Genomic DNA, 19,612 nt, shown 5'->3' on the forward strand with positions numbered 1-19,612 from the left:
GACAAAGGGAGCGGTCGTGACCATGAGCACCCCGTCCGAGCCGGCGCATGACCGGTCCGAGCCGGACCTGAGCGTGATCGTCGGCGAGCGGCGTCAGCTGATCAACCTCGCCTATCGACTGCTCGGTTCGCTGGCCGAGGCCGAGGACGCCGTGCAGGAGACCTACGCCCGCTGGTACGCGATGTCGCGGCAGCAGCAGGAGGCCATCGAGTCGCCCGGTGCCTGGCTGACCACGGTGGCCACCCGCGTCTGCCTGGACCTGCTCGGCTCGGCGCGGGTGCGGCGCGAGCGCTATGTCGGCGCTTGGATACCCGAGCCGCTGCCCGACCGTACGGAGTGGATCAGCGCGCGGGCGGGCGGCGGCGGGGCCGAGCCGGCCGACCCCGCCGACTGGGTCACCTTGGACGAGTCGGTGAACATGGCCTTCCTCGTCGTGCTGGAGTCGATGACGCCGGCCGAACGTGTGGCGTTCGTCCTGCACGACGTCTTCCGGTACCCCTTCGCCGAGCTCGCCGAGATCGTCGGCCGGACGCCGGCGGCCTGCCGGCAGTTGGCGTCCTCGGCCCGTCGGCGTATTCGCGCCGCGCAGGCCCCGGCCGTTCCGACGGCCGGGCAGGCCGGTCTGGTGCGGAATTTCAAAGAGGCGTGGGAGGCCAGGGACATCGAGGCCCTCGTCGACCTCCTCGACCCCGATGCCACGATGATCGCCGACGGTGGCGGACTGGTCGGCGCCGTCCTCCGTCCGGTCGAGGGCAGCGAGCGCATCGCCCAGTACCTGATCCACATCGCCGGCAAAGCCCCGGGGCTGACGCTCCTGGAGCGGACGGTCAACGGTCGGCCCGGCCTGGTCGCCCAGCACGCCGGCGTGACCATGACCGTGGCGGCGTTCAGCCTCACCGGCGGCCGCATCACTCGTATCTGGGCCGTCCGGAACCCGGAGAAACTCCGCCCGTGGACGGAGGCTTCGGCCCGGCCCACCATGCCCGCCGGAACGAAGGCGAGCGACTGATCAAGCGGTTGATGGTCCACCGGGCCGTGGTCACGCGCTTCGACAAGAGGACAGGCCAAGGTGCTTCACGGCGTCGTGACCGGACGCCGGCGGCCACCGCCGCAGCGGCGGACACGGCTTCGCTCCGACCGCCCCGCCGTCAACCCTGCGGGATTCGTCATCCACAGCGCGATCCACGCCGCGCGCGAGGACGCGTGGCCTTCGAGGCTCTTCGGGCGCAGGGGCCGGGTCAGAGCTTCTTGGCGCAGAGGACCCGGTCGTTCTTGGCCGGGGCGGTGTCGAAAAGCGGGTTCTCGGTGAAGGCCGCGTCGGCCCGGCCCTCGCACGGGTCGTTGAAACCGAACGCGAACGTGTCCTCAAGGATCTCCGTGATCTTGTAGGTCGCGCCGTTCTTCTTGCCCTTGGTCCGGCAGGCGACCTCCTTGATGGCGTCGTCCTTCTTCGGTCCGCTGTGCACGCAGTCGCCGACCTCGATCCTGGGGCCGCCGCCCCCGCCGGGGTCGCCGGGGTGCGGACGCTTCAGATTGCGCATGCAGGCATAGCCCTCGCCCGTCACCGGCCTGTCCTCCAGAAGGGCGAGACTGACCGGCACATTGATCGCGAAGTCGGTGTGCGGCGAACAGGCGGTGGCCGAAAAGGGCTCGGAGATGCCGATGTCCGCCCGGTCGATGACCTTGGCGACGGCCTCGGGATCCTTGCAGGGAACCTCGCGGTAGGCCTCCGGCCGGCCGTGCACGGGGGCGGCGCACTCGTTCTCGGCGAGGTACTGGGTGCCGTACGACGGGTTCACGCTCGGGGTCGGCGACGCGGTCGGGCTGCTGGATCCGGTGTCCGGCGCGCGATGATCCGCCACCTTGCCGCACCCGGTGATCAGCACCAGCGAGACGGCCGCGGCGACGGCCGCGGTGGCTGCCGTCGCAGCCCGTCTGCCCGATGCCGTCGGCCTGTCACCACTTGTCGCCCGCATGTCGCCCCCCTCAGGTCTCGATCGTCGAATTCTACGGTCTACTGCCCGCGGGGGGCAGCGAGTTGGAGGACCCGTACGTGACGCGCGCTCAGTGGCTCAGTAGGTGAGGGCGTCGGTCATGCTGCTCTGCCAGTAGGCGAGAGCGCGGCCAGGTGGGCGTCGCGGCAAGGGCAGTGGTGCGGATGCGGTTGCTGCGCATGGTGGTGCTCCCCGTGTGTGGTGTGGAGGTCGTTCGTTCAGTGGTGGCAGATCAGGACCATGACGATCGCTGTGGACACGATCACCACGCCGATGGCCACGACATCGATCAGTTCGATGCGGAGAAGGGTTCGCACTGCGTCGTCCCGGTGGTCTCTCGGTGTGCCCACAGACTGTGGGGCGCGGCGTTCCGTCCGCAACGCCGCTCGGGCCATTGGGGAAGCCGGAACGCGTACGCGGGCCGTGACCTGCGCAGATTCCAGGTCCCTGGAAGGGTGTTCCGGGACGAACCAGGAAGGAAAGCGTCGCGGTGGCGACGCCGGAGCCTCAGGAATGCGCGGCTTCGCCGAAGGGGCCGGCGGACCAAGGGCAGGACGCCGGCCGGCACCTATAACCGAACCGGACCGGAGCAGCGGTGGCCGTGAGGGGACGCCGCGCATCGACGACGGCGGGAGACCGTTCCGTACGAGCAGCATCAAGGCGCGGCCGCAGTACGCCCACCAGCACGACACGGCCCAGTGGGTGACCGAGTGACGGTCACCGACTGGGCCGGATGCGTAGCGGCTGGGCCGGGGCTCAGAGGCGCTCGGGGGTCCTGATGCCGAGCAGCTCCATGCCCTGGTGCAGGGTGCGGGCCGTGAGGTCCGAGAGGAAGAGGCGGTTCTCCGCCACATCGCCCGGCACCTCGGGCTTCAGCACCGGGCACTGGTCGTAGAACGTGGTGAAGAGCGACGACAGCTGGTAGAGGTACGAGGCCAGTTTGTGCGGCTCGTACGCGGCGGCGACCTCGGCCACGATCTCGCCGAACTGGTCCAGGTGCAGGCCCAGCGCGCGCTCGGCCGGGGCCAGCTCCAGCTCCGGGTGCGGCTGGGACTTCAGCTCGCCCGCCTTGCGCTTGATGGAGCGGGACCGGGCGTGCGCGTACTGGATGTAGACGCTCGTGTCGCCGGTCAGCGACACCATCTGGTCCAGGTCGAACTTGTAGTCGCGGGCGGCCGACGTCGACAGGTCCGCGTACTTCACCGCACCGATACCGACCTGCGTGGCGCGCTCGGTGATCTCGTCCTCGGTGAGGTCCTTCGCCTTTTCGCGCACGACGGTGGACGCCCGGTCGATCGCCTCGTCCAGCAGGTCCTGCAGCCGGACCGTCTCGCCCTCACGGGTCTTGAACGGCTTGCCGTCCTTGCCCAGCACCGTGCCGAAGGCGAGCTGCACGGCCTTGACGTCCTCGTTCAGCCAGCCGGCCCGGCGGGCCGTCTCGAAGACCATCTTGAAGTGCAGGGACTGCCGCGCGTCCACCACGTACAGCAGGGTGTTCGCCTTGAGGTTCTGGACCCGGTCGCGGATCGCTGAGAGGTCCGTCGCCGCGTAGCCGTAGCCGCCGTTGGACTTCTTGACGATCAGCGGCACCGGGTTGCCGTCCGGGCCCTTCACATCGTCGAAGAACACGCAGAGCGCGCCCTCGGAGCGGACGGCGACGCCCGACTCCTCCAGGATGCGGCAGGTCTCCTCCAGCATGTCGTTGTAGCCGGACTCGCCGATGATGTCGGGGTCGCGGATCTCCATGTCGAGCTTGTTGAAGACCGAGTAGAAGTAGATCTTCGACTCGTCGACGAAGCGCTGCCACAGGGACAGGGTTTCCTCGTCGCCCGCCTGGAGCGCGACGACCCGGTCCCGGGAACGGGCCTTGAACTCCTCGTCGGAGTCGAAGAGCGCCCGGGACGCCTTGTAGAGCCGGTTCAGCGAGGACATGGCGGCCTCGCCGTCCGCCGCGCCGTCGTCGCCCTCGTGGGTCAGCTCGCCCGGGTGCTCGATCAGGTACTGGATGAGCATGCCGAACTGGGTGCCCCAGTCGCCGATGTGGTGCCGGCGGACCACGGTCTCGCCGGTGAACTCCAGGATGTGCACCATCGCGTCACCGATCACCGCGGACCGGAGGTGACCGACGTGCATCTCCTTGGCCACGTTCGGCTGCGCGTAGTCGATGACCGTCGTGCCCGCGGCGCCGTTGTACGGCACACCGAGCCGGCCCTCGTCGTCCGCGTCACGCGCGGCGAGGGTCTCGATGATCGCCCGGTCGCTGAGCGTGACGTTCAGGAAGCCGGGGCCGGAGACCTCGATCTCCTTGATCAGGCCAGTTGCCGGGATCGCGGCCGTGACCTGGGACGCCAGCTCGCGCGGGTTGCCCTTGAGCTTCTTGGCCAGTGCCAGGATGCCGTTGGCCTGGAAGTCGGCCCGGTCGCTTCGTCGCAGCAGCGGGTCCGCGGCGCCGGCCTCCGGCAGAGCTGCCGTCAGGGCGTCCGCCAGCTGCTGCTGGAGCGTGGAAGCGAGGGAATTGACCGAGCCGTGCTCAGGCATGGGACGGGCTGCCGTTTCCGTAGGGGTTCAGGGTCGCAGCACAGAGCTGCGAAGGATCACACCCAGTATTCCACGGTGGGTAAAGCCGTTTTCGCGCTGCCGGGGGGACCTGGGAGAATGGGCGGTGCCCCTACCAGTCCCCCAAGGGTCGTTCCTACGAGTCCCACAAGGCAGACAAGAGAGAAGGACGTGCAGACCGTGGCTCAGAGTCAGAGCAGCACCGAGACCGACTGGGTCTCCCGCTTCGCGGACGATGTCATCGCCGAATCGGAGCGTCGTGCGCCTGGCAAACCGGTCGTCGTCGCGTCCGGCCTCTCCCCGTCCGGCCCGATCCACCTGGGCAACCTCCGCGAGGTCATGACCCCGCACCTGGTCGCCGACGAGATCCGCCGCCGCGGGCACACCGTCCGGCACCTGATCTCCTGGGACGACTACGACCGCTACCGCAAGGTTCCGAACGGCGTTCCGGGTGTCGACGAGTCCTGGGCCGAGCACATCGGCAAGCCGCTGACCTCGGTGCCCGCCCCGGTCGGGTCCACGTACCCGAACTGGGCCGAGCACTTCAAGGCCGCCATGACCGCCGCGCTGGACGAGCTCGGCGTCGAGTACGACGGCATCAGCCAGACCGAGCAGTACACGATGGGCGCGTACCGCGAGCAGATCTTGCACGCGATGAAGCACCGCGCCGACATCGACGCCGTCCTCGACCGGTACCGGACGAAGAAGGACCCGGCGGCAGGCGGCAAGGGCGGCAAGAAGCCGCAGCAGCAGAAGAAGGTCGACGAGGCGGAGCTGGAGGCCGAGGAGGGTTCCGGCGCGGCCGACGAGGACGACGGCAGCGGCGGCTCGGCCGGCTACTTCCCGTACAAGCCCTACTGCGGCAACTGCGAGAAGGACCTCACGACCGTCACGTCGTACGACGACGACAGCACCGAGCTGAACTACACCTGCACGGCCTGCGGCTTCGCCGAGACCGTCCGGCTGAGCGAGTTCAACCGGGGCAAGCTGGTCTGGAAGGTCGACTGGCCGATGCGCTGGGCGTACGAGGGCGTGATCTTCGAGCCGAGCGGGGTGGACCACTCCTCGCCGGGCTCCTCGTTCGTCGTCGGCGGCCAGATCGTCCGCGAGATCTTCGACGGCGTGCAGCCGATCGGCCCGATGTACGCCTTCGTCGGCATTTCCGGCATGGCGAAGATGTCCTCCAGCAAGGGCGGCGTGCCGACACCGGCCGACGCGCTGAAGATCATGGAAGCGCCGCTGCTGCGCTGGCTGTACGCGCGCCGCAGGCCCAACCAGTCCTTCAAGATCGCCTTCGACCAGGAGATCCAGCGGCTCTACGACGAGTGGGACTCGCTGGCGCGCAAGATCGCCGACGGCTCGGTGCTGCCGGCCGACGCCGCCGCGTACGCGCGGGCCATCGGCACGGCCGCCGGTGAGCTGGCGCGTACGCCGCGCCCGCTCCCGTACCGCACGCTCGCCTCGGTCGTCGACATCACGGCCGGGCACGACGAGCAGACGCTGCGCATTCTCAGCGAGCTGGACCCGGAGAACCCGCTGACCTCGCTGGACGAGGCCCGGCCCCGGCTCGACCGTGCCGAGAACTGGATCACCAGCCAGGTCCCGGCCGAGGCCCGCACCATCGTCCGCGACGAGCCGGACAAGGAGCTGCTCGGCTCGCTGGACGAGCAGGGACGGGAGTCCCTGCGGCTGCTTCTGCAAGGACTGGACTCGCACTGGTCGCTGGACGGACTCACCACGCTCGTCTACGGCGTGCCGAAGATCCTGGCGGGCCTGGAGCCGGACGCCAAGCCGACGCCCGAGCTGAAGGCCGCGCAGCGGTCGTTCTTCGCGCTCCTGTACCGGCTGCTGGTCAGCCGGGACACGGGGCCGCGGCTGCCCACGCTGCTGCTGGCCGTGGGAGCCGACCGGGTGCGCAGGCTGCTGGGCGCGTAGGGATTTCCGCACAAAGGGCCGTCACCCGGTGATTCGGGTGACGGCCCTTTGTCGTTGCCGGTTCCGTCCGTCCTCGGGAGCGGGACCGGCGGGGCGGCGTGGTGAGGCGTGTCGCGTGGTTACGCGATGTGGTCCGCTTCGAGTTCCGCGTGGTAGCGGTTCTTGAACTCCGGCATCAGGCGGCGGATCAGTGCCGCGCTGCGCGGGTGCCTGATGTTGTGGCCGTCCGAGACGTGTATGTCCAGGGCTTCGACACTCGGGAAGTCGTGGTGCTGGTTCACGAACGCCGCGAACGCCTCGTACGCGATCTCGCCGAACTCCGCGTCTTCCTGCGCCCATTCGGCCGGGTCCTGGGCCGGGTTCTGCGCCGGATCCTGGGTGGGGTTCTGCGCCGGGTCCTTCCGGGGCTCCTGCGGCTGCTGCTCGTCGGTGCGGGGTGCCGGGTCGGGTTCCGCGGAGCGGGGGCCCGGGACGGCGCCGATCGTGCCCACGCTGCCCAGGGGGCGGGTGCGGCCGCCGGGACCCAGCGGGACCATGACGGGGGTGGGCTCCAGGCCCTCGACGTACGTCGGGTCGTACGCACTCTCGTACGCGTCGTCGGGCACCTGGGGCGCCGCGAACCACGGGCTCTCGTGCGAGCCGGGGCCCTCCTGGGGCCACTGCTCGGCAGCGGCCGTGTCGGAGGGGTGCGTGTGCTGCTGTTGGTGCGGCCCGAACTGGTGGTGCGGCCCGAACTGCTGCTGTGTGTGCTGCTGCTCGGGGTGAGGCCCGGTGTACGGCAACTCGGGCTGGAACTCGTCGGCTTCGGCGGCGGCCAGGGCCGGGGCCGGCGGCAGCAGGGCCGGTTCGATGCCTGCGGCGGCGAGGCCGGCCGGACCGGTGTCGGCCAGCGGGACGCCGTACTTCGCCAGGCGCAGCGGCATCAGGGACTCGACGGGTGCCTTGCGGCGCCAGCTGCGGCCGAAGCGGGCCTGGAGGCGGGCCTGGTAGATCAGCCGGTCCTGTTCGAGCTTGATGACCTGCTCGTACGAACGGAGCTCCCAGAGCTTCATCCGCCGCCACAGCTTGAACGTCGGCACGGGGGAGAGCAGCCAGCGGGTGAGCCGCACGCCCTCCATGTGCTTGTCGGCGGTGATGTCGGCGATCCGGCCCACGGCGTGCCGGGCGGCCTCGACGGAGACCACGAACAGCACCGGGATGACCGCGTGCATGCCGACGCCGAGCGGGTCGGGCCAGGCCGCGGCGCCGTTGAAGGCGATCGTCGCGGCGGTCAGCAGCCAGGCGGTCTGGCGCAGCAGCGGGAACGGGATGCGCAGCCAGGTCAGCAGCAGATCCAGGGCGAGCAGTACGCAGATGCCCGCGTCGATGCCGATCGGGAAGACCAGCGAGAAGTTCCCGAAGCCCTTCTGCAGGGCGAGTTCGCGCACCGCCGCGTACGAGCCCGCGAAGCCGATCGCGGCGATGAGCACCGCACCGGCGACCACGAGACCGATGAGTATCCGGTGGGTGCGTGTCAGCTGCATCGCGGCCACCCGCGTTCCCCTCCCCGTTTCCCGTATCCGACGTCGCGCGTCGACGTTCCGCGCCGATGTTCCGCTTCGACGTTCCGCGTCCACGTTCTGCTTCGACGCCTTGGCCCGGCGTCCCGCTTCCACGTCCCGCCGCGACGTCCTGCTTCGACTTCTGGCGGGCACAGCCTGGCACATGAGGGCGCGGCATGTTGCGCGGGGAGGGACGAAGCCCGGTACTCGTGGGAGTACCGGGCTTCGTGAATCCGTTTCCGAGCAGGGACGTCGGGGCGCGCCGGGCCCGCTCGCCGATCCGTCCTGATCAGGTCTGATCCGGCCTGGTCCGAACGAAAGACGCTAGCTCGTCTTCTTGTCCGTGGCCTTCTCGTCAGCCTTGAGAGATGCACCCGACTTGGGGGATTCGTCCTTCTTCGCCGACTCGCCGGGCTTGGCCGACCCGCTCGGTGCGTCCTGCTTCGCGCCGGCGGCGGCGACCGAGGCCACCGCCTCCTTGGCCGCCTTCTCGGCGCCCTTCAGGATGTCGTCGGCGGACGGAGTCTTCGCCCCCGCGTAGCCCGCTCCGTTGTAGGTGAGGGTGACGACGACGTTCTCCGTGCGGGCCACGACCGTCGCGTACTTGAAGTCCTCACTCGTCTTGGTCAGGTCGTACGTGATCTTGGTGGCCTGCTCGCCGATGCCGGTGACCGGTGCCTCGGTGAGCTTCTTCGCGCCCTCGGCGGCCTTGATCTTGGTGATCTGCTTCGCGTAGTCCTGCTGCGCGCGCTTGGCGCCGCTGCCCAGGGACTGGTCCGAGTCGAAGCGGGTGAAGCCGACGTCGAGCCAGCGGTACTGCGAACCCTTCACGCCGTTGTCGTCGAGGCCGTTCCAGGAGCAGCCGGTGCGGTACGCGGTGTCGCTGGAGCCGGCGGGCGTGCCGCCCGGGGTCTTCGCCCCGGGGACCAGGGAGGTGACCGTCTTCTTGCTGATCGACTTGCACGGGTCGGGCAGTGCGGTGAATTTCGCCGGCTCGACGCTCGGTTCCGACTTCTTGGCGTCCGGCGAAGCCGTGGACGACGAGGGCGTACCCGAGTCCTTCTTGTCGCCGGAGTCCGACGAACAGCCGGCGACGACGAGCATCACCGGAACGGCGGCGCAGGCGAGTATGCGGGCGAGTCGCGGGGCTGAACGGTGCATGGTTCCTTCACTCGGGTGGCGCGGCGGGCGGGCTGCCCGGGGGTCGGGCTGCCACGTGGTCGGGCTGCCTGGTGGTCGGGGCGGGCGGGGCTGAGCGGTGCCTGGTGGTCGGGGCGGGCGGGCGGTCGGGCGGGCGCGGGCGGTCGTCACCTCCGGTGGGTCTTTGGGGGTGTCCGGAAGGCTTCGGAGGGCCTTCCGGAGGGCCACGGTACGACGGACGGCGGCCGGGTGCGCCACCCGGCGGGCTCGGGCGCCGCCCTGACGGGGGCGCCCCGCGCACGGCTATTCGCTGAACTTGTCGACCAGCTTCTGGGCCAGTGCCCTGGCTGTGTCCTGCAGTTCCTTGCTGTCGGGAACCACGGTGGAGGTGGTCGGCTGCTCGGTGTACGCGACGGTCACGATGACGTTCGATGTGCGGAACACCACGCTCACCGTGCGGTGCTGTGCGGTGGAACCTGCCCGAGTGAGCAGATCGTCCAGAAACGCACTGTCTCCGAGGTCGTCGAGCGTGCGGGGCAGAACGCTCTCGTCGGCGCCGTCGGAGGTGCCGCCGTCGGTCGTGCCGCTGCTGCCGTCGTTGCTTCCGCTGTGGCTCTTGTCCGTGGCCTTGTCCTCGGAGGCCGGGCCGGACAGGGCGTGCGAGGCGGAGCCCGGCCCGGAGTCCGAGGAGGTGGGCTCCGCCTTTTCCGTGCTGCCCGGTGAGGCGGAGGGGGAGACCAGGCCGGCGGCGGTCTCCTTCTTCGTGTAGACCTCGCGGGCGCGGTCGTCGTCGCTCACCGCGGGGTCGTAGGACACGACACGCTCGAAGTCGACGAAGAGGGTGTGCGAGGAGTCGGGGGCCTCGGACTTCCAGCGGCAGCCGACCCGGCGGTCGGTGTCGTAGGTGATGGTGGCCGAGCCCTCGTACACCTTCTTCTGCTGGTCCTCGGGGAGTTCGGCCGCGCCCGGGAGCACGTCCTTCAGCGTGGACGACGTAATGGCCCGGCAGGGATCGGGAAGGGTGCGGTACTTGCCGGGGGCCGCCGCGGCGACAGTCGCCTCGCCAGGCTTGCTGTCGGTGGCGGAGCCACCGGTTCCGGTGCTGGAACTGCAGCCGACGGCGAGCGCTGCCAGTAGCGCGGTGCCGAGTACGTACGCCATTCGTCGCACGGTCCTGGGCTCCCTTCGTGCGAAAAACGGTTGCCGCTCGATGGCGACCGGTGGACACAATGTGTATCGCACGCGCCGCTGTGAATGCCGGTCGACCGACTCATTTGCCGACCTTGGCACCGGTTTTGCGCTTTCAGACTTTTCGGGGGAATAGAGGGACTATGTCGTATGTAGAGATACCGGGCGCGAAGGTTCCGATCCGCATGTGGGCCGACCCGGCCTCGGTCGAGGACGTCGCGATGCAGCAGCTGCGCAACGTGGCCACCCTGCCCTGGATCAAGGGGCTCGCCGTGATGCCGGACGTCCACTTCGGCAAGGGGGCGACGGTCGGTTCGGTGATCGCGATGCACGGCGCGGTGTGTCCGGCGGCGGTGGGCGTGGACATCGGTTGCGGAATGTCCGCGGTGAAGACGTCCCTGACGGCCAATGACCTGCCAGGCGACCTGTCCCGACTGCGGTCGAAGATGGAGCAGGCCATTCCGGTGGGCCGCGGCATGCACGACGACGCCGTGGACCCGGACCATGTGTACGGCTTCCGGGCGCCGGGCTGGGACGACTTCTGGGGACGGTTCGACGGGGTGGCCGACGCGGTCAAGTTCCGTCGGGAACGTGCCACGAAGCAGATGGGAACGCTCGGATCGGGCAACCACTTCATCGAGTTCTGTCTCGATGAGTCCGGGGCCGTCTGGCTGATGCTGCACTCCGGATCGCGGAACATCGGCAAGGAACTGGCCGACTTCCACATCGGGCAGGCCCAGAAGCTGCCGCACAATCAGGATCTGATCGACCGGGACCTGGCCGTGTTCATCGCCGACACCCCGCAGATGGCGGCGTACCGGAACGACCTGTTCTGGGCGCAGGAGTACGCGAAGTACAACCGCGCCATCATGATGGCGCTCTTCCAGAACGTCGTCCGCAAGGAGTTCAAGAAGGCCAAGGTCACCTTCGAACCGGTCATCTCCTGCCACCACAACTATGTGGCAGAGGAGCGTTACGAGGGCATGGACCTGCTGGTCACGCGGAAGGGCGCGATCCGGGCGGGTGCCGGTGACTTCGGGATCATCCCGGGCTCGATGGGCACCGGCTCGTACATCGTGAAGGGCCTCGGGAATGAGAAGTCCTTCAACTCGGCCTCGCACGGCGCCGGCCGGAAGATGAGCCGGAACGCCGCGAAGCGGCGCTTCTCGACGCGTGATCTGGAGGATCAGACGCGGGGCGTGGAGTGCCGCAAGGACTCGGGCGTCGTGGACGAGATTCCGGCCGCGTACAAGCCGATCGAGCGGGTCATCGAGCAGCAGCGGGACCTGGTGGAGGTCGTCGCCAAGCTCAAGCAGGTTGTGTGCGTGAAGGGCTGAGCCCCCTCACGCACGGTTGGACGGAGGGCCTCCCGGGCGGCAGGACCTCTGAACGGGAGAGTCTGGGGTGTGACTCTTTTCTTCTCGCCGACCCGTGATGATCTGGAGTGGGCGGCCGGGGCGACGGACGGGATGAGCATCTGCCGGCCCTGCGGGACGCCGCATGGGACGAAGATCGCAAATATGGGCGGGGTCGGTGAACGTGTCAGGCGCCCGGGCAGGGCCGTAACTCTCCTGTCCGGGCTCGGGCCTCGTCAGGAGTCGTGAAGAAACGGCTGAGTCGATTGCGGACGGAACTCGCCGGCGTATTCGTTTCGTCTACGGGGCAGAGGAGACGCGATCGGAGCGGTGACAGGATTCCGGTTCGCCAGTGGTACTGAAGCCGCCGACCGTACTGTGACACCTGGCATGCCAGAGTCAACGGAGGATGTGCGTGGAGCGCGGTGAGCTGATCGCGGGCCGTTACGAGCTGCTCAAGCGGCTGGGGCGGGGCGGTATGGGTGAGGTATGGGCCGCACGGGACCGCGCTCTCCACCGTTTTGTCGCGCTCAAGCTGCTCGACCTCGGCGGGGCTGGTCACCCGGAGCTGCCCCAGCGGTTTGAGCGCGAGGCGGTGGCTGCGGCGCAGATCAACCATCCGAGCGTGGTCGCCCTGTACGACAGGGGTGTCCACGAGGACATGATGTTCCTGGTCATGGAGAAGGTCGAGGGTGCGACGCTCGCCGAACACATCCACGCCGAGAGTCCCCTCTCCCTGGCGCGTGCCCTGGAGATCGCCGGCGGGATCTGTACGGCGTTGGTGGCCGCGCACGAGGCCGACGTCATCCACTACGACATCAAGCCACACAACGTGATGCTCACCCCGGACGGGCAAGTGAAGGTCCTGGACTTCGGGATCGCCGGGTTCATCCAGGCCACATTTTCCGTGGCACGTTCCTCCCAGTTGACCCCGGCCGGCACCGTGGAATACGGAGCGCCGGAACAGTTCCTCACAGAGCGCGGCGACGAACGCTCCGACCTGTATGCCCTCGGCTGCGTGCTATTCGCCATGCTCGCCCGTCAGCCGCCCTTCACCGGTCACAACGCCCTTGCGGTCGTGCGGCGCAAACTGGACGAAGAGGCGCCACGTCTCGATTCGCTCCGCCCCGACCTGCCGGCGGCGGTGACGGCGCTGGTTGCCGAACTTCTGCAACGCGATCCCGGCCGACGCCCCCACTCGGCGCGGCTGGTCCATGAACTTCTTCAGCAGCAACTGGCGGCTCTCGACCTGCGGGACGAGGGCACGTCCACCGTGGTAGAGCCACCTCCACCGCGTACACGCACGACGGACGTCTTACCGGGCCCGTCCAAGGACGGTCCGTTCACCATCTCGTGGACGGGAAAGGAGCCCTGGTCCAGCTACATCCGTACTCAGCCGCGCACAGCGGCCGTTGTGTGCTGGATCGTGTTGGCTGCGGGCATGTCAGGTGTCGCCATCTCGCTCGCTCAGGGGCCGAAGAAGCTCGGGTTCGAGAACGGGAAAATTTATGGGTGGTCGCCAGCCGTGCTGATTTTTTCCGGCGGCGTCGGCGTGATGGCGCTCGTTTTCATCCTTCTGATGGCTGCGGGACGTCCGCTCTCCAGGTCTGCCTGGTCCTTGCAGATCGGGTCACCGGGCATCAGGACCACGGGCGGCGCTTACGGCAGGCGTGAATACCGGTGGAGCCATGTGCAGACGTTCGCCATCGAAGAGGTCAACAGCCTCAACGGTGGCGGCCTCACCGTGCTCCTCATCAAGCCCATGAAGGGGGAGAAGCAGCCGACTCGGTACTGGCCGGCCGGATGGCCGTACTTGGCACGCGCCTGGGTCCGCGACGGGATGCTGCCTGTGTGTGTCCTCGGGCCGATGACGGACCAGCAGCGGGCCGCACTGAACGAAGCCCTGGCCCGATTCGGGCATGGAAAGAGCGACGCCGAAGCCTGGAGCCAATGAGCAGCCAGAGGCAGAGTGCTCGTGCGGCAGAGGGCTCGGCAGACCGAGCGGATCTGACGGATCGGCCGGATCTGTCGCGGCGCCGCCCGCCGATGGGGCATCTACCGCTCGTCACCGGCTGCCGTGCCCGCCGACCGCGGCCCTGGCCGCGCGTGGGAAATGGGCGGGCGGTGCGGCCCGGAGGTGTGGTCGGCCGGGCCGTCCGGTCGGGTGGCCAGGCGGTGAGGTCAGGTGGTGCGGTGGACCTTGGAGTTGGAGGCCTGGGCGCGGGGCCGGACCACCAGGAGGTCGATGTTCACGTGGCTGGGACGGGTGACGGCCCAGGTGATGGTGTCGGCCACGTCGTCGGCGGTGAGCGGGGCCTCGACGCCCGCGTACACCTTTGCCGCCTTCTCGGTGTCGCCGCGGAAGCGGGTGGTGGCGAACTCCTCCGTCTTGACCATGCCGGGGGCCACCTCGATGACGCGGACCGGGGTGCCGACGATCTCCAGCCGGAGCGTCTCGGCCAGGACGTGTTCGCCGTGCTTGGCGGCCACGTAGCCGCCGCCGCCCTCGTAGGTGGAGAGGCCAGCGGTGGAGGAGAGGATCACGACCGTGCCGTCCCCGCTTTCGGTGAGGGCGGGCAGCAGGGCCTGGGTGACGTTGAGCGTGCCGATGACGTTCGTCTCGTACATCTGGCGCCAGTCGGCGGGGTCGCCGGTGGCGACGGGGTCGGCGCCGAGTGCGCCGCCCGCGTTGTTGACGAGGACGGCGAGGGTGCGGAACGCCGTGGCGAACTCGGCCACGGCGTCGCGGTCGGTGACATCCAGGGTGTAGGCCGTCGCCTGATGGCCCGCCTCGTTGATCTCGGCGGCGAGCGCCTCGATGCGGTCCTTGCGGCGGGCGGTCAGGACCACGCGGTAGCCGGCGGCGGCCAGCTGTCGGGCGGTCGCGGCGCCGATGCCGCTGCTCGCTCCGGTGATGACGGCGATCGGGGTGGCAGCCATGACGGACTCCTCGGGCAGCTGATCGGTACGGGGCCAGGATAGGCAGGCGGCCGGTCAGTGATTGCGGGGGGAGTACATGATCACGGCCATTCCCGCCAGGCAGACCAGCGCACCGATCACGTCCCAGCGGTCGGGGCGGTAGCCGTCGGCGACCATGCCCCAGGCGATCGAGCCCGCGACGAAGACGCCGCCGTACGCGGCGAGGATGCGGCCGAACTCGGCGTCGGGCTGAAGCGTGGCGACAAAGCCGTAGGCACCGAGCGCGAGGACGCCCGCGCCGATCCAGATCCAGCCGCGGTGCTCACGCACACCCTGCCAGACGAGCCAGGCGCCGCCGATCTCGAAGAGTGCGGCGACGACGAACAGAGCGACAGAACGGGCGACGACCATGGGCGAAGCCTGTCATGGAGTCCACCGCGCCCTGCCGGTGACGTCCCTTGCCCTCTCCCTGCCCAGCGCCGCCGTGGCATCGAGGGGCGCGCTCGGACGACGAAGCGCGCCCGTACGGCCACCGAGAGCGTCACCGTCCGAACCCCACGGCGAGTTCGTGAGGGGAGCGATACGGAGGCACGCCGAACCGATCGGTATATATGGATAATTCGGGGCGATCTGTATCTTCGGGGCATGGTAGTGACACGTAGAGCTGCGCCCGTGGTGCCCGCCGCCTCGATGGCGGCGACGGCTGTGGTCGTCGTAGCGGCTGTGGTGCTGGGGTCGGGGTCGGGCGGCGAGGCTGCGGCGGCCGGGCGCGTTGCGCCCGAGGCGGATGTGTCGCTCCACGGGCACGTCTCGCTGTGGGGTACGGGGCTCGGGGTCTGGGTGCAGAGCCGGAACCGCGGTCCGTCGAACCTGCCGGGTGTCACTGTGCGGGTGCGGACGTCGGTGCCGCTCTCCGGACGACAGGAGCTCTCGAAGGGCTGTCTGCAGGCCGACCGGCTGACCGTGCTGTGCCGGACGGGCGTACTGCGCGCGGATGCGGAGGAGGGGCGGCAGCTCGCCCTCGAACTGCAGTTGGCAGGGCGGCCGGACGAGGTCGTTGTCCGGGTCGACGCTCTGTGGAACGGCGGCGCGACCGACCGGAACCCGAAGAACAACGACCACAGGGTGCTGGCTTTGGCCACCGGGGACGAGTACGTGTTCTGACCCGCGGTGGTCTGTGGTGCGGGCGCCATGGGTGCGGGGTGCGTACTCATCGGGTGAGTGCGGCCTGCAGGGCGGCCGGGTCGGCGTGGTCGCTCGCCCAGGCGATGTAGCCGTCGGGGCGGACGAGCAGGGTGGTGGTGCGGCCGCCCGTCCAGTGAGCGTGCACCAGGGGGTTGGGGGTGGCCGGAGTGACGGCGCCGACGGGAGTGACGAGGACGAACGTGCCGTCGCGCAGCAGTTGGTAGAGGCGGCCCTCCCGCAGGCTCAGGTCGGGGGCGCGCTTCGCGGTGAGGGGATGGGCGCCGTGTGGGGCCGCGTAGGCGATCGAGATGCCGGAGATCAGTCCCAGGGCCTTGTCGGAGGCGGGCCGCATCGTGGACAGCGTCTTGCTGATCAGCGCCCGGACCGTCCGCTGGAGCGGTGTGCCGGCCATGGCGAGGCGGACGAGTGCGCCGCTGGAGCGGAGCACTCTCACGCCGACCGGGTGCCGTTCGGCGTGGTAGCTGTCGAGCAGCGCCTCCGCGGCGGCCGTGTGTCCGCGCAGTGCGGCCGCGAGCTTCCAGGAGAGGTTGGCCGCGTCCTGGAGACCGGTGTTCATGCCCTGGCCGCCCGCGGGTGAGTGGACATGGGCGGCGTCCCCGGCGAGGAAGACCCGGCCGGTCCGATAGGCGGGCACCTGGCGTTCGTCGCTGTGGAAGCGGGAGATCCAGCGTGGGTCGTGCATGCCGTGGTCGGTGCCGAGGGCGGAGCGGGTGATCTCGCGCAGCTCTTCGAGGTCGACGGGATCGCTGCCGGAGCGCTGGTGCGCACGGTGCCAGCCCATCACGCGGTACCAGCCGTCACCGAAGGGGGCGATGAAGACGAAGGCGTCCCCCCTTCCGTTGACCGTCAGGACATCGGTGGGCTTCTCCGTGAGCCGGACGTCGGCGAGGACGATCGACCGGATGACGGATTCGCCGGGGAAGGGGAGGCCGAGTACCTGCCGGACTCGGCTGTGAACTCCGTCGGTGCCGACGAGGAAGCGGGCGCTGAGCGTCGTCGGACTGCCGTCCGCCTCGCTCAGTTCAGCGGTGACGGTGTCCGAAGCGTCGCTCTGGTGGAGCGCGGTCAGCTCCGTGTCGTACCGGAAACGGACACCCGCCGCGCGGGCGCGCCGCTCCAGCAGACGCTCCACCTCGTACTGCGGGGTGATCAGCACGAAGGGGAAGCGGGTCCGCAGCCGGGAGAGGTCGAGCGAGAGCTTGCCGAAGAAGCGCAGGGTGCTGCGGGGAGCGCCCGTCTTGACGAGCTCATCGGCGAGGTCGCGGGCGTCGAGCAGTTCGAGTGTGCGGGCGTGTATCGCGAAAGCGCGCGTGATGTTGCTGGTCTCGCGCGGGCGGCGCTCCACGAGCGTGACCGAAAGGCCCTGGACGGCGAGGTCGCCCGCGAGCAGAAGGCCGGTGGGACCTGCGCCCACGACGAGTACGTCGACGGTGTCGGGCGCGGTGCTCGGGTTGGTGGTCATGTCTGCCTCCTGGGCCCGTCATCAGCGGTCACCTTCGTGCCAACAGGTGTTGGTCAACGCTTGTTGGCAACGATAGTCACGGCTCGGCTGGCGTGTCAACGGGTGTTGGCCTACAGTTGTTGACATGACGACGAAGCCCGCCGAGTCCCGCCGCTCGGATGCCACCAAGGCCGCGATTCTCGACGCGGCGCGCGAGCGGTTCGCCACCGATGGTTATGAGCGGGCCACCATCCGGGCCATCGCCCGTGACGCGAACATCGACCCGTCGATGGTCATGCGCTACTACGGCAACAAGGAGGGCCTGTTCGCCGCCGCGTCCAGGATCGACGTGCGGATACCGGATCTGGGGGCGATGCCGAGCAAGCACATCGGTGCCGCCCTCGTCGCGCACTTCCTGGACCGCTGGGAGGGCGACGACGTGCTCACGGGCATGCTCAGGGTCGGTGCCACCAACGACGCCGGCGCCGAGCGGATGAGGACGGTCTTCGCCGAACAGCTCGGTGCGATGACGGCCGGGGTGTGCCCCGACCCGGCCGAGGCCCCGCGCCGGGCGGCCCTCGTCGCCTCGCAGATCCTGGGGATGGCGCTCGCGCGTTACGTCCTGCGGTTCCCGCCCGCGGTCTCGATGTCGCGCGAGGAAGTGATCGCCTGGCTCGCACCCACCATCCAGCGGTATCTGACCGCCGAGCAGCCGTAGCGCGGAGTCGACAGAGCGGCAGAGCGGCAGAGCGGCAGAGCGAGAGTGCGGGAGTGCGGGAGGCGGAAGAGCGGGGGAGTGCGGGCGTGTGGGGCGTGACGTCTCGGTGCGGGGCGGGTGCGTCGTGCCGTGCCGGTGACGCGCGATGCCCGGCAGTATCCGCTTCGTAGACTTTCCACATGCCGCAGAAGTCCCCGGCCCGGCGCAATGCGCTGATGGCCGAACTGACCGTCGAGTCGCGCCGCTACATGGCCGCGTACGCCCTTTTCAACCAGGCCGTCGCGGACCATCTGCGGCTTCACCCGACCGATCTGCAGTGCCTCAATCTGCTCGGTCTGGAGACGACGCCGGTCACCACGGGCCGTATCGCGGAGCTGACCGGGCTCACGACGGGGTCGGCGACCCGGCTGGTCGACCGGCTGGAGCGGGGTGGCTATGTGACGCGCGAGCGTGACACGGTCGACCGGCGGCGGGTGCTCGTCGCCACCGTGCCGGAGCGGATGGCTGAGATCGGCGCGGTCTGGGAGCGGCTGGGCGGGGCGTGGGCGGCGATGTTCGAGGCGTATGACGATGACGAAGTGGCCCTGCTCATCGCCCATATGCGGCGAACGGTCGAGCTGAGTGCGCTGCAGGTCGCGGCGTTGCGGGAGTCCGGCCCGTCGGTCTCCGGCCCCAGTGGTGCCGGAAGCGCCGGAAGCCCCGAAACTCCTGGGGATCCCGAAGGCTCCGGGCAGGATTGACGGTCTGCCGTCCTGGCCGCTCCCTCAGGCAGCGTCCGGTGGAGTGGGCGCGAAGTCGCGGAGCGCCCTCGTGACGATCGCGTCCAGGTGGGTGTGGTGGGCGCCCCGCCAGTAGACGCGGTCGCACTCCGTGCACTGCGCGAACACGTCGTACGAGCTCCGGGTGCCGTGCTCCAGCTGGTCGCTGACGGAGTCCTTGTCCGCCGCCTTCAGCGGCCCGTTGCAGGCGGTGCATCTGGTCCAGGGCGCCAGGCTCGGTGTGAACCGCTCCAGCACGTCCCGCAGTTGGTCCTCGGGGCGGTCGCTGTAGACGTACGCCCCGGCCCAGAGCTCCCGCCGGTGCAGCAGTCCGCGGTCCCGGGAGAGCAGCACGCGACGCTCGTCCGCCGACCGGGCGGCCAGCGCGGCATCGCCGATGTCCTCGCTCTCGTACGCCGCATCGACACCCAGCAGCCGCAGGCGCCGGGCGAGCGTGCCGAGGTGGACGTCGAGCAGGAAACGCAGGGGTGCGCCCGGGACGCGCTGGGGGCGTTCCACGGCGCGCACCTCGACCAGTTCGCCCGCCCCCGGGATGTGCGAGACGGTTACGGGACGGCCGTCGACCAGGATCTGTCCGGCCTCGGTGAGCGGGATGCCGAGCGACTCCACGACATGGCCGAGCGTGGAGAAGCCGTCGGTGGCCACGGTCGACCGTCCCCGGCGGCGTTCATGGGCGACGAAGAGCCGCAGCTCGGGGGCGACTTCGAGATGGATCTCCGGTCCGTTCACCTCGTCAGGATGTCATCGGGCGGGGGGCCTCGGCCAGGGAATTCGGCGCCGGACACGTCGCCGGGGATTCGCTGCCGGGGATTCGCTGCCGGGGCGGAGTCTCCTCCGGGC

Annotated in this window: 16 protein-coding genes; 7 read left to right on the forward strand and 9 right to left on the reverse strand. The window is 69.6% G+C overall.

Going from position 1 to position 19,612, the window contains the following annotated elements; all coding sequences use genetic code 11:
* The first annotated feature begins 22 nt into the window (after nt 1–22).
* The gene (sigJ, locus tag ACF1B9_RS13525; RefSeq protein WP_391742611.1) at nt 23–1,009 is read left to right on the forward strand and encodes an RNA polymerase sigma factor SigJ; all 987 of its coding nucleotides are present in this window, start codon (nt 23–25) and stop codon (nt 1,007–1,009) included.
* A 229-nt stretch (nt 1,010–1,238) separates the two neighbouring features.
* Here sigJ and ACF1B9_RS13530 read toward each other — a convergent pair whose 3' ends face one another.
* The gene (locus ACF1B9_RS13530; RefSeq protein ID WP_391742610.1) at nt 1,239–1,976 is read right to left on the reverse strand and encodes a hypothetical protein; all 738 of its coding nucleotides are present in this window, start codon (nt 1,974–1,976) and stop codon (nt 1,239–1,241) included.
* Nucleotides 1,977–2,750: 774 nt separating this feature from the next.
* On the reverse strand, nt 2,751–4,532 hold the full coding sequence (gene argS / locus ACF1B9_RS13535; protein WP_391742609.1) for an arginine--tRNA ligase: 1,782 nt from the start codon (nt 4,530–4,532) through the stop codon (nt 2,751–2,753).
* A gap of 189 nt (nt 4,533–4,721) precedes the next feature.
* Between argS and lysS the strand changes: the two genes are divergently transcribed.
* Nucleotides 4,722–6,485 (forward strand): lysine--tRNA ligase, encoded by a 1,764-nt coding sequence (gene lysS, locus ACF1B9_RS13540; RefSeq protein WP_391742608.1) that lies wholly within the window; start codon nt 4,722–4,724, stop codon nt 6,483–6,485.
* Between the two features lie 119 nt (nt 6,486–6,604).
* Here the strand turns inward: lysS and ACF1B9_RS13545 are convergent, their stop codons facing one another.
* From ACF1B9_RS13545 to ACF1B9_RS13555, 3 genes are all read right to left on the reverse strand, one after another.
* The gene (locus tag ACF1B9_RS13545) at nt 6,605–8,008 is read right to left on the reverse strand and encodes a DUF2637 domain-containing protein (RefSeq protein ID WP_391742607.1); all 1,404 of its coding nucleotides are present in this window, start codon (nt 8,006–8,008) and stop codon (nt 6,605–6,607) included.
* Nucleotides 8,009–8,350: 342 nt separating this feature from the next.
* Nucleotides 8,351–9,187, reverse strand: coding sequence for a DUF3558 family protein (locus tag ACF1B9_RS13550; RefSeq protein ID WP_391742606.1), 837 nt, complete (start codon nt 9,185–9,187; stop codon nt 8,351–8,353).
* A 282-nt stretch (nt 9,188–9,469) separates the two neighbouring features.
* Nucleotides 9,470–10,327, reverse strand: coding sequence for a DUF3558 domain-containing protein (locus tag ACF1B9_RS13555; protein WP_391742604.1), 858 nt, complete (start codon nt 10,325–10,327; stop codon nt 9,470–9,472).
* Nucleotides 10,328–10,497: 170 nt separating this feature from the next.
* Between ACF1B9_RS13555 and ACF1B9_RS13560 the strand changes: the two genes are divergently transcribed.
* Both ACF1B9_RS13560 and ACF1B9_RS13565 read left to right on the forward strand, forming a co-directional pair.
* On the forward strand, nt 10,498–11,691 hold the full coding sequence (locus ACF1B9_RS13560) for an RtcB family protein (RefSeq protein ID WP_391742603.1): 1,194 nt from the start codon (nt 10,498–10,500) through the stop codon (nt 11,689–11,691).
* Nucleotides 11,692–12,124: 433 nt separating this feature from the next.
* Nucleotides 12,125–13,663: a serine/threonine-protein kinase gene (locus ACF1B9_RS13565; protein WP_391742601.1), complete on the forward strand. Its 1,539-nt coding sequence runs from the start codon at nt 12,125–12,127 to the stop codon at nt 13,661–13,663.
* A gap of 227 nt (nt 13,664–13,890) precedes the next feature.
* Here ACF1B9_RS13565 and ACF1B9_RS13570 read toward each other — a convergent pair whose 3' ends face one another.
* Nucleotides 13,891–14,649, reverse strand: coding sequence for an SDR family NAD(P)-dependent oxidoreductase (locus ACF1B9_RS13570; protein ID WP_376290156.1), 759 nt, complete (start codon nt 14,647–14,649; stop codon nt 13,891–13,893).
* A 54-nt stretch (nt 14,650–14,703) separates the two neighbouring features.
* A complete protein-coding gene (locus tag ACF1B9_RS13575; RefSeq protein WP_391742600.1) occupies nt 14,704–15,039 on the reverse strand; it encodes a YnfA family protein in 336 nt (111 codons plus the stop codon).
* A 234-nt stretch (nt 15,040–15,273) separates the two neighbouring features.
* On the opposite strand from ACF1B9_RS13575, the gene ACF1B9_RS13580 reads away from it, so the two are divergent.
* Nucleotides 15,274–15,792: a hypothetical protein gene (locus ACF1B9_RS13580; RefSeq protein WP_391742598.1), complete on the forward strand. Its 519-nt coding sequence runs from the start codon at nt 15,274–15,276 to the stop codon at nt 15,790–15,792.
* A 46-nt stretch (nt 15,793–15,838) separates the two neighbouring features.
* Here the strand turns inward: ACF1B9_RS13580 and ACF1B9_RS13585 are convergent, their stop codons facing one another.
* Nucleotides 15,839–17,296, reverse strand: a complete 1,458-nt coding sequence (locus ACF1B9_RS13585) for an FAD-dependent monooxygenase (protein ID WP_391742597.1) — start codon at nt 17,294–17,296, stop codon at nt 15,839–15,841.
* A 124-nt stretch (nt 17,297–17,420) separates the two neighbouring features.
* On the opposite strand from ACF1B9_RS13585, the gene ACF1B9_RS13590 reads away from it, so the two are divergent.
* Together ACF1B9_RS13590 and ACF1B9_RS13595 are read left to right on the forward strand one after the other, a co-directional pair.
* Entirely contained in the window at nt 17,421–17,993 is a 573-nt protein-coding gene (locus tag ACF1B9_RS13590; protein WP_391742595.1) for a TetR family transcriptional regulator, read from the forward strand.
* 179 nt (nt 17,994–18,172) lie between these two features.
* A complete protein-coding gene (locus tag ACF1B9_RS13595; RefSeq protein WP_391742594.1) occupies nt 18,173–18,733 on the forward strand; it encodes a MarR family winged helix-turn-helix transcriptional regulator in 561 nt (186 codons plus the stop codon).
* A gap of 24 nt (nt 18,734–18,757) precedes the next feature.
* On the opposite strand, the gene ACF1B9_RS13600 is transcribed toward ACF1B9_RS13595, so the two are convergent.
* On the reverse strand, nt 18,758–19,501 hold the full coding sequence (locus tag ACF1B9_RS13600; protein WP_391742593.1) for a Mut7-C RNAse domain-containing protein: 744 nt from the start codon (nt 19,499–19,501) through the stop codon (nt 18,758–18,760).
* Nucleotides 19,502–19,612 lie beyond the last annotated feature (111 nt).

Origin of the sequence: Streptomyces sp. NPDC014727 (assembly GCF_043083485.1) — a bacterium.
GTDB lineage: Bacteria > Actinomycetota > Actinomycetes > Streptomycetales > Streptomycetaceae > Streptomyces.

Coding starts and splice junctions, on each gene's coding strand:
- ACF1B9_RS13575 (WP_391742600.1), bottom strand. CDS start 15,039: ATGGTCGTCGCCCGTTCTGTCGCTCTGTTCGTCGTCGCCGCACTCTTC.
- ACF1B9_RS13585 (WP_391742597.1), bottom strand. CDS start 17,296: ATGACCACCAACCCGAGCACCGCGCCCGACACCGTCGACGTACTCGTC.
- ACF1B9_RS13570 (WP_376290156.1), bottom strand. CDS start 14,649: ATGGCTGCCACCCCGATCGCCGTCATCACCGGAGCGAGCAGCGGCATC.
- ACF1B9_RS13555 (WP_391742604.1), bottom strand. CDS start 10,327: ATGGCGTACGTACTCGGCACCGCGCTACTGGCAGCGCTCGCCGTCGGC.
- ACF1B9_RS13595 (WP_391742594.1), top strand. CDS start 18,173: ATGCCGCAGAAGTCCCCGGCCCGGCGCAATGCGCTGATGGCCGAACTG.
- ACF1B9_RS13580 (WP_391742598.1), top strand. CDS start 15,274: ATGGTAGTGACACGTAGAGCTGCGCCCGTGGTGCCCGCCGCCTCGATG.
- ACF1B9_RS13550 (WP_391742606.1), bottom strand. CDS start 9,187: ATGCACCGTTCAGCCCCGCGACTCGCCCGCATACTCGCCTGCGCCGCC.
- ACF1B9_RS13530 (WP_391742610.1), bottom strand. CDS start 1,976: ATGCGGGCGACAAGTGGTGACAGGCCGACGGCATCGGGCAGACGGGCT.
- ACF1B9_RS13590 (WP_391742595.1), top strand. CDS start 17,421: ATGACGACGAAGCCCGCCGAGTCCCGCCGCTCGGATGCCACCAAGGCC.
- ACF1B9_RS13560 (WP_391742603.1), top strand. CDS start 10,498: ATGTCGTATGTAGAGATACCGGGCGCGAAGGTTCCGATCCGCATGTGG.
- argS (WP_391742609.1), bottom strand. CDS start 4,532: ATGCCTGAGCACGGCTCGGTCAATTCCCTCGCTTCCACGCTCCAGCAG.
- sigJ (WP_391742611.1), top strand. CDS start 23: ATGAGCACCCCGTCCGAGCCGGCGCATGACCGGTCCGAGCCGGACCTG.
- ACF1B9_RS13545 (WP_391742607.1), bottom strand. CDS start 8,008: ATGCAGCTGACACGCACCCACCGGATACTCATCGGTCTCGTGGTCGCC.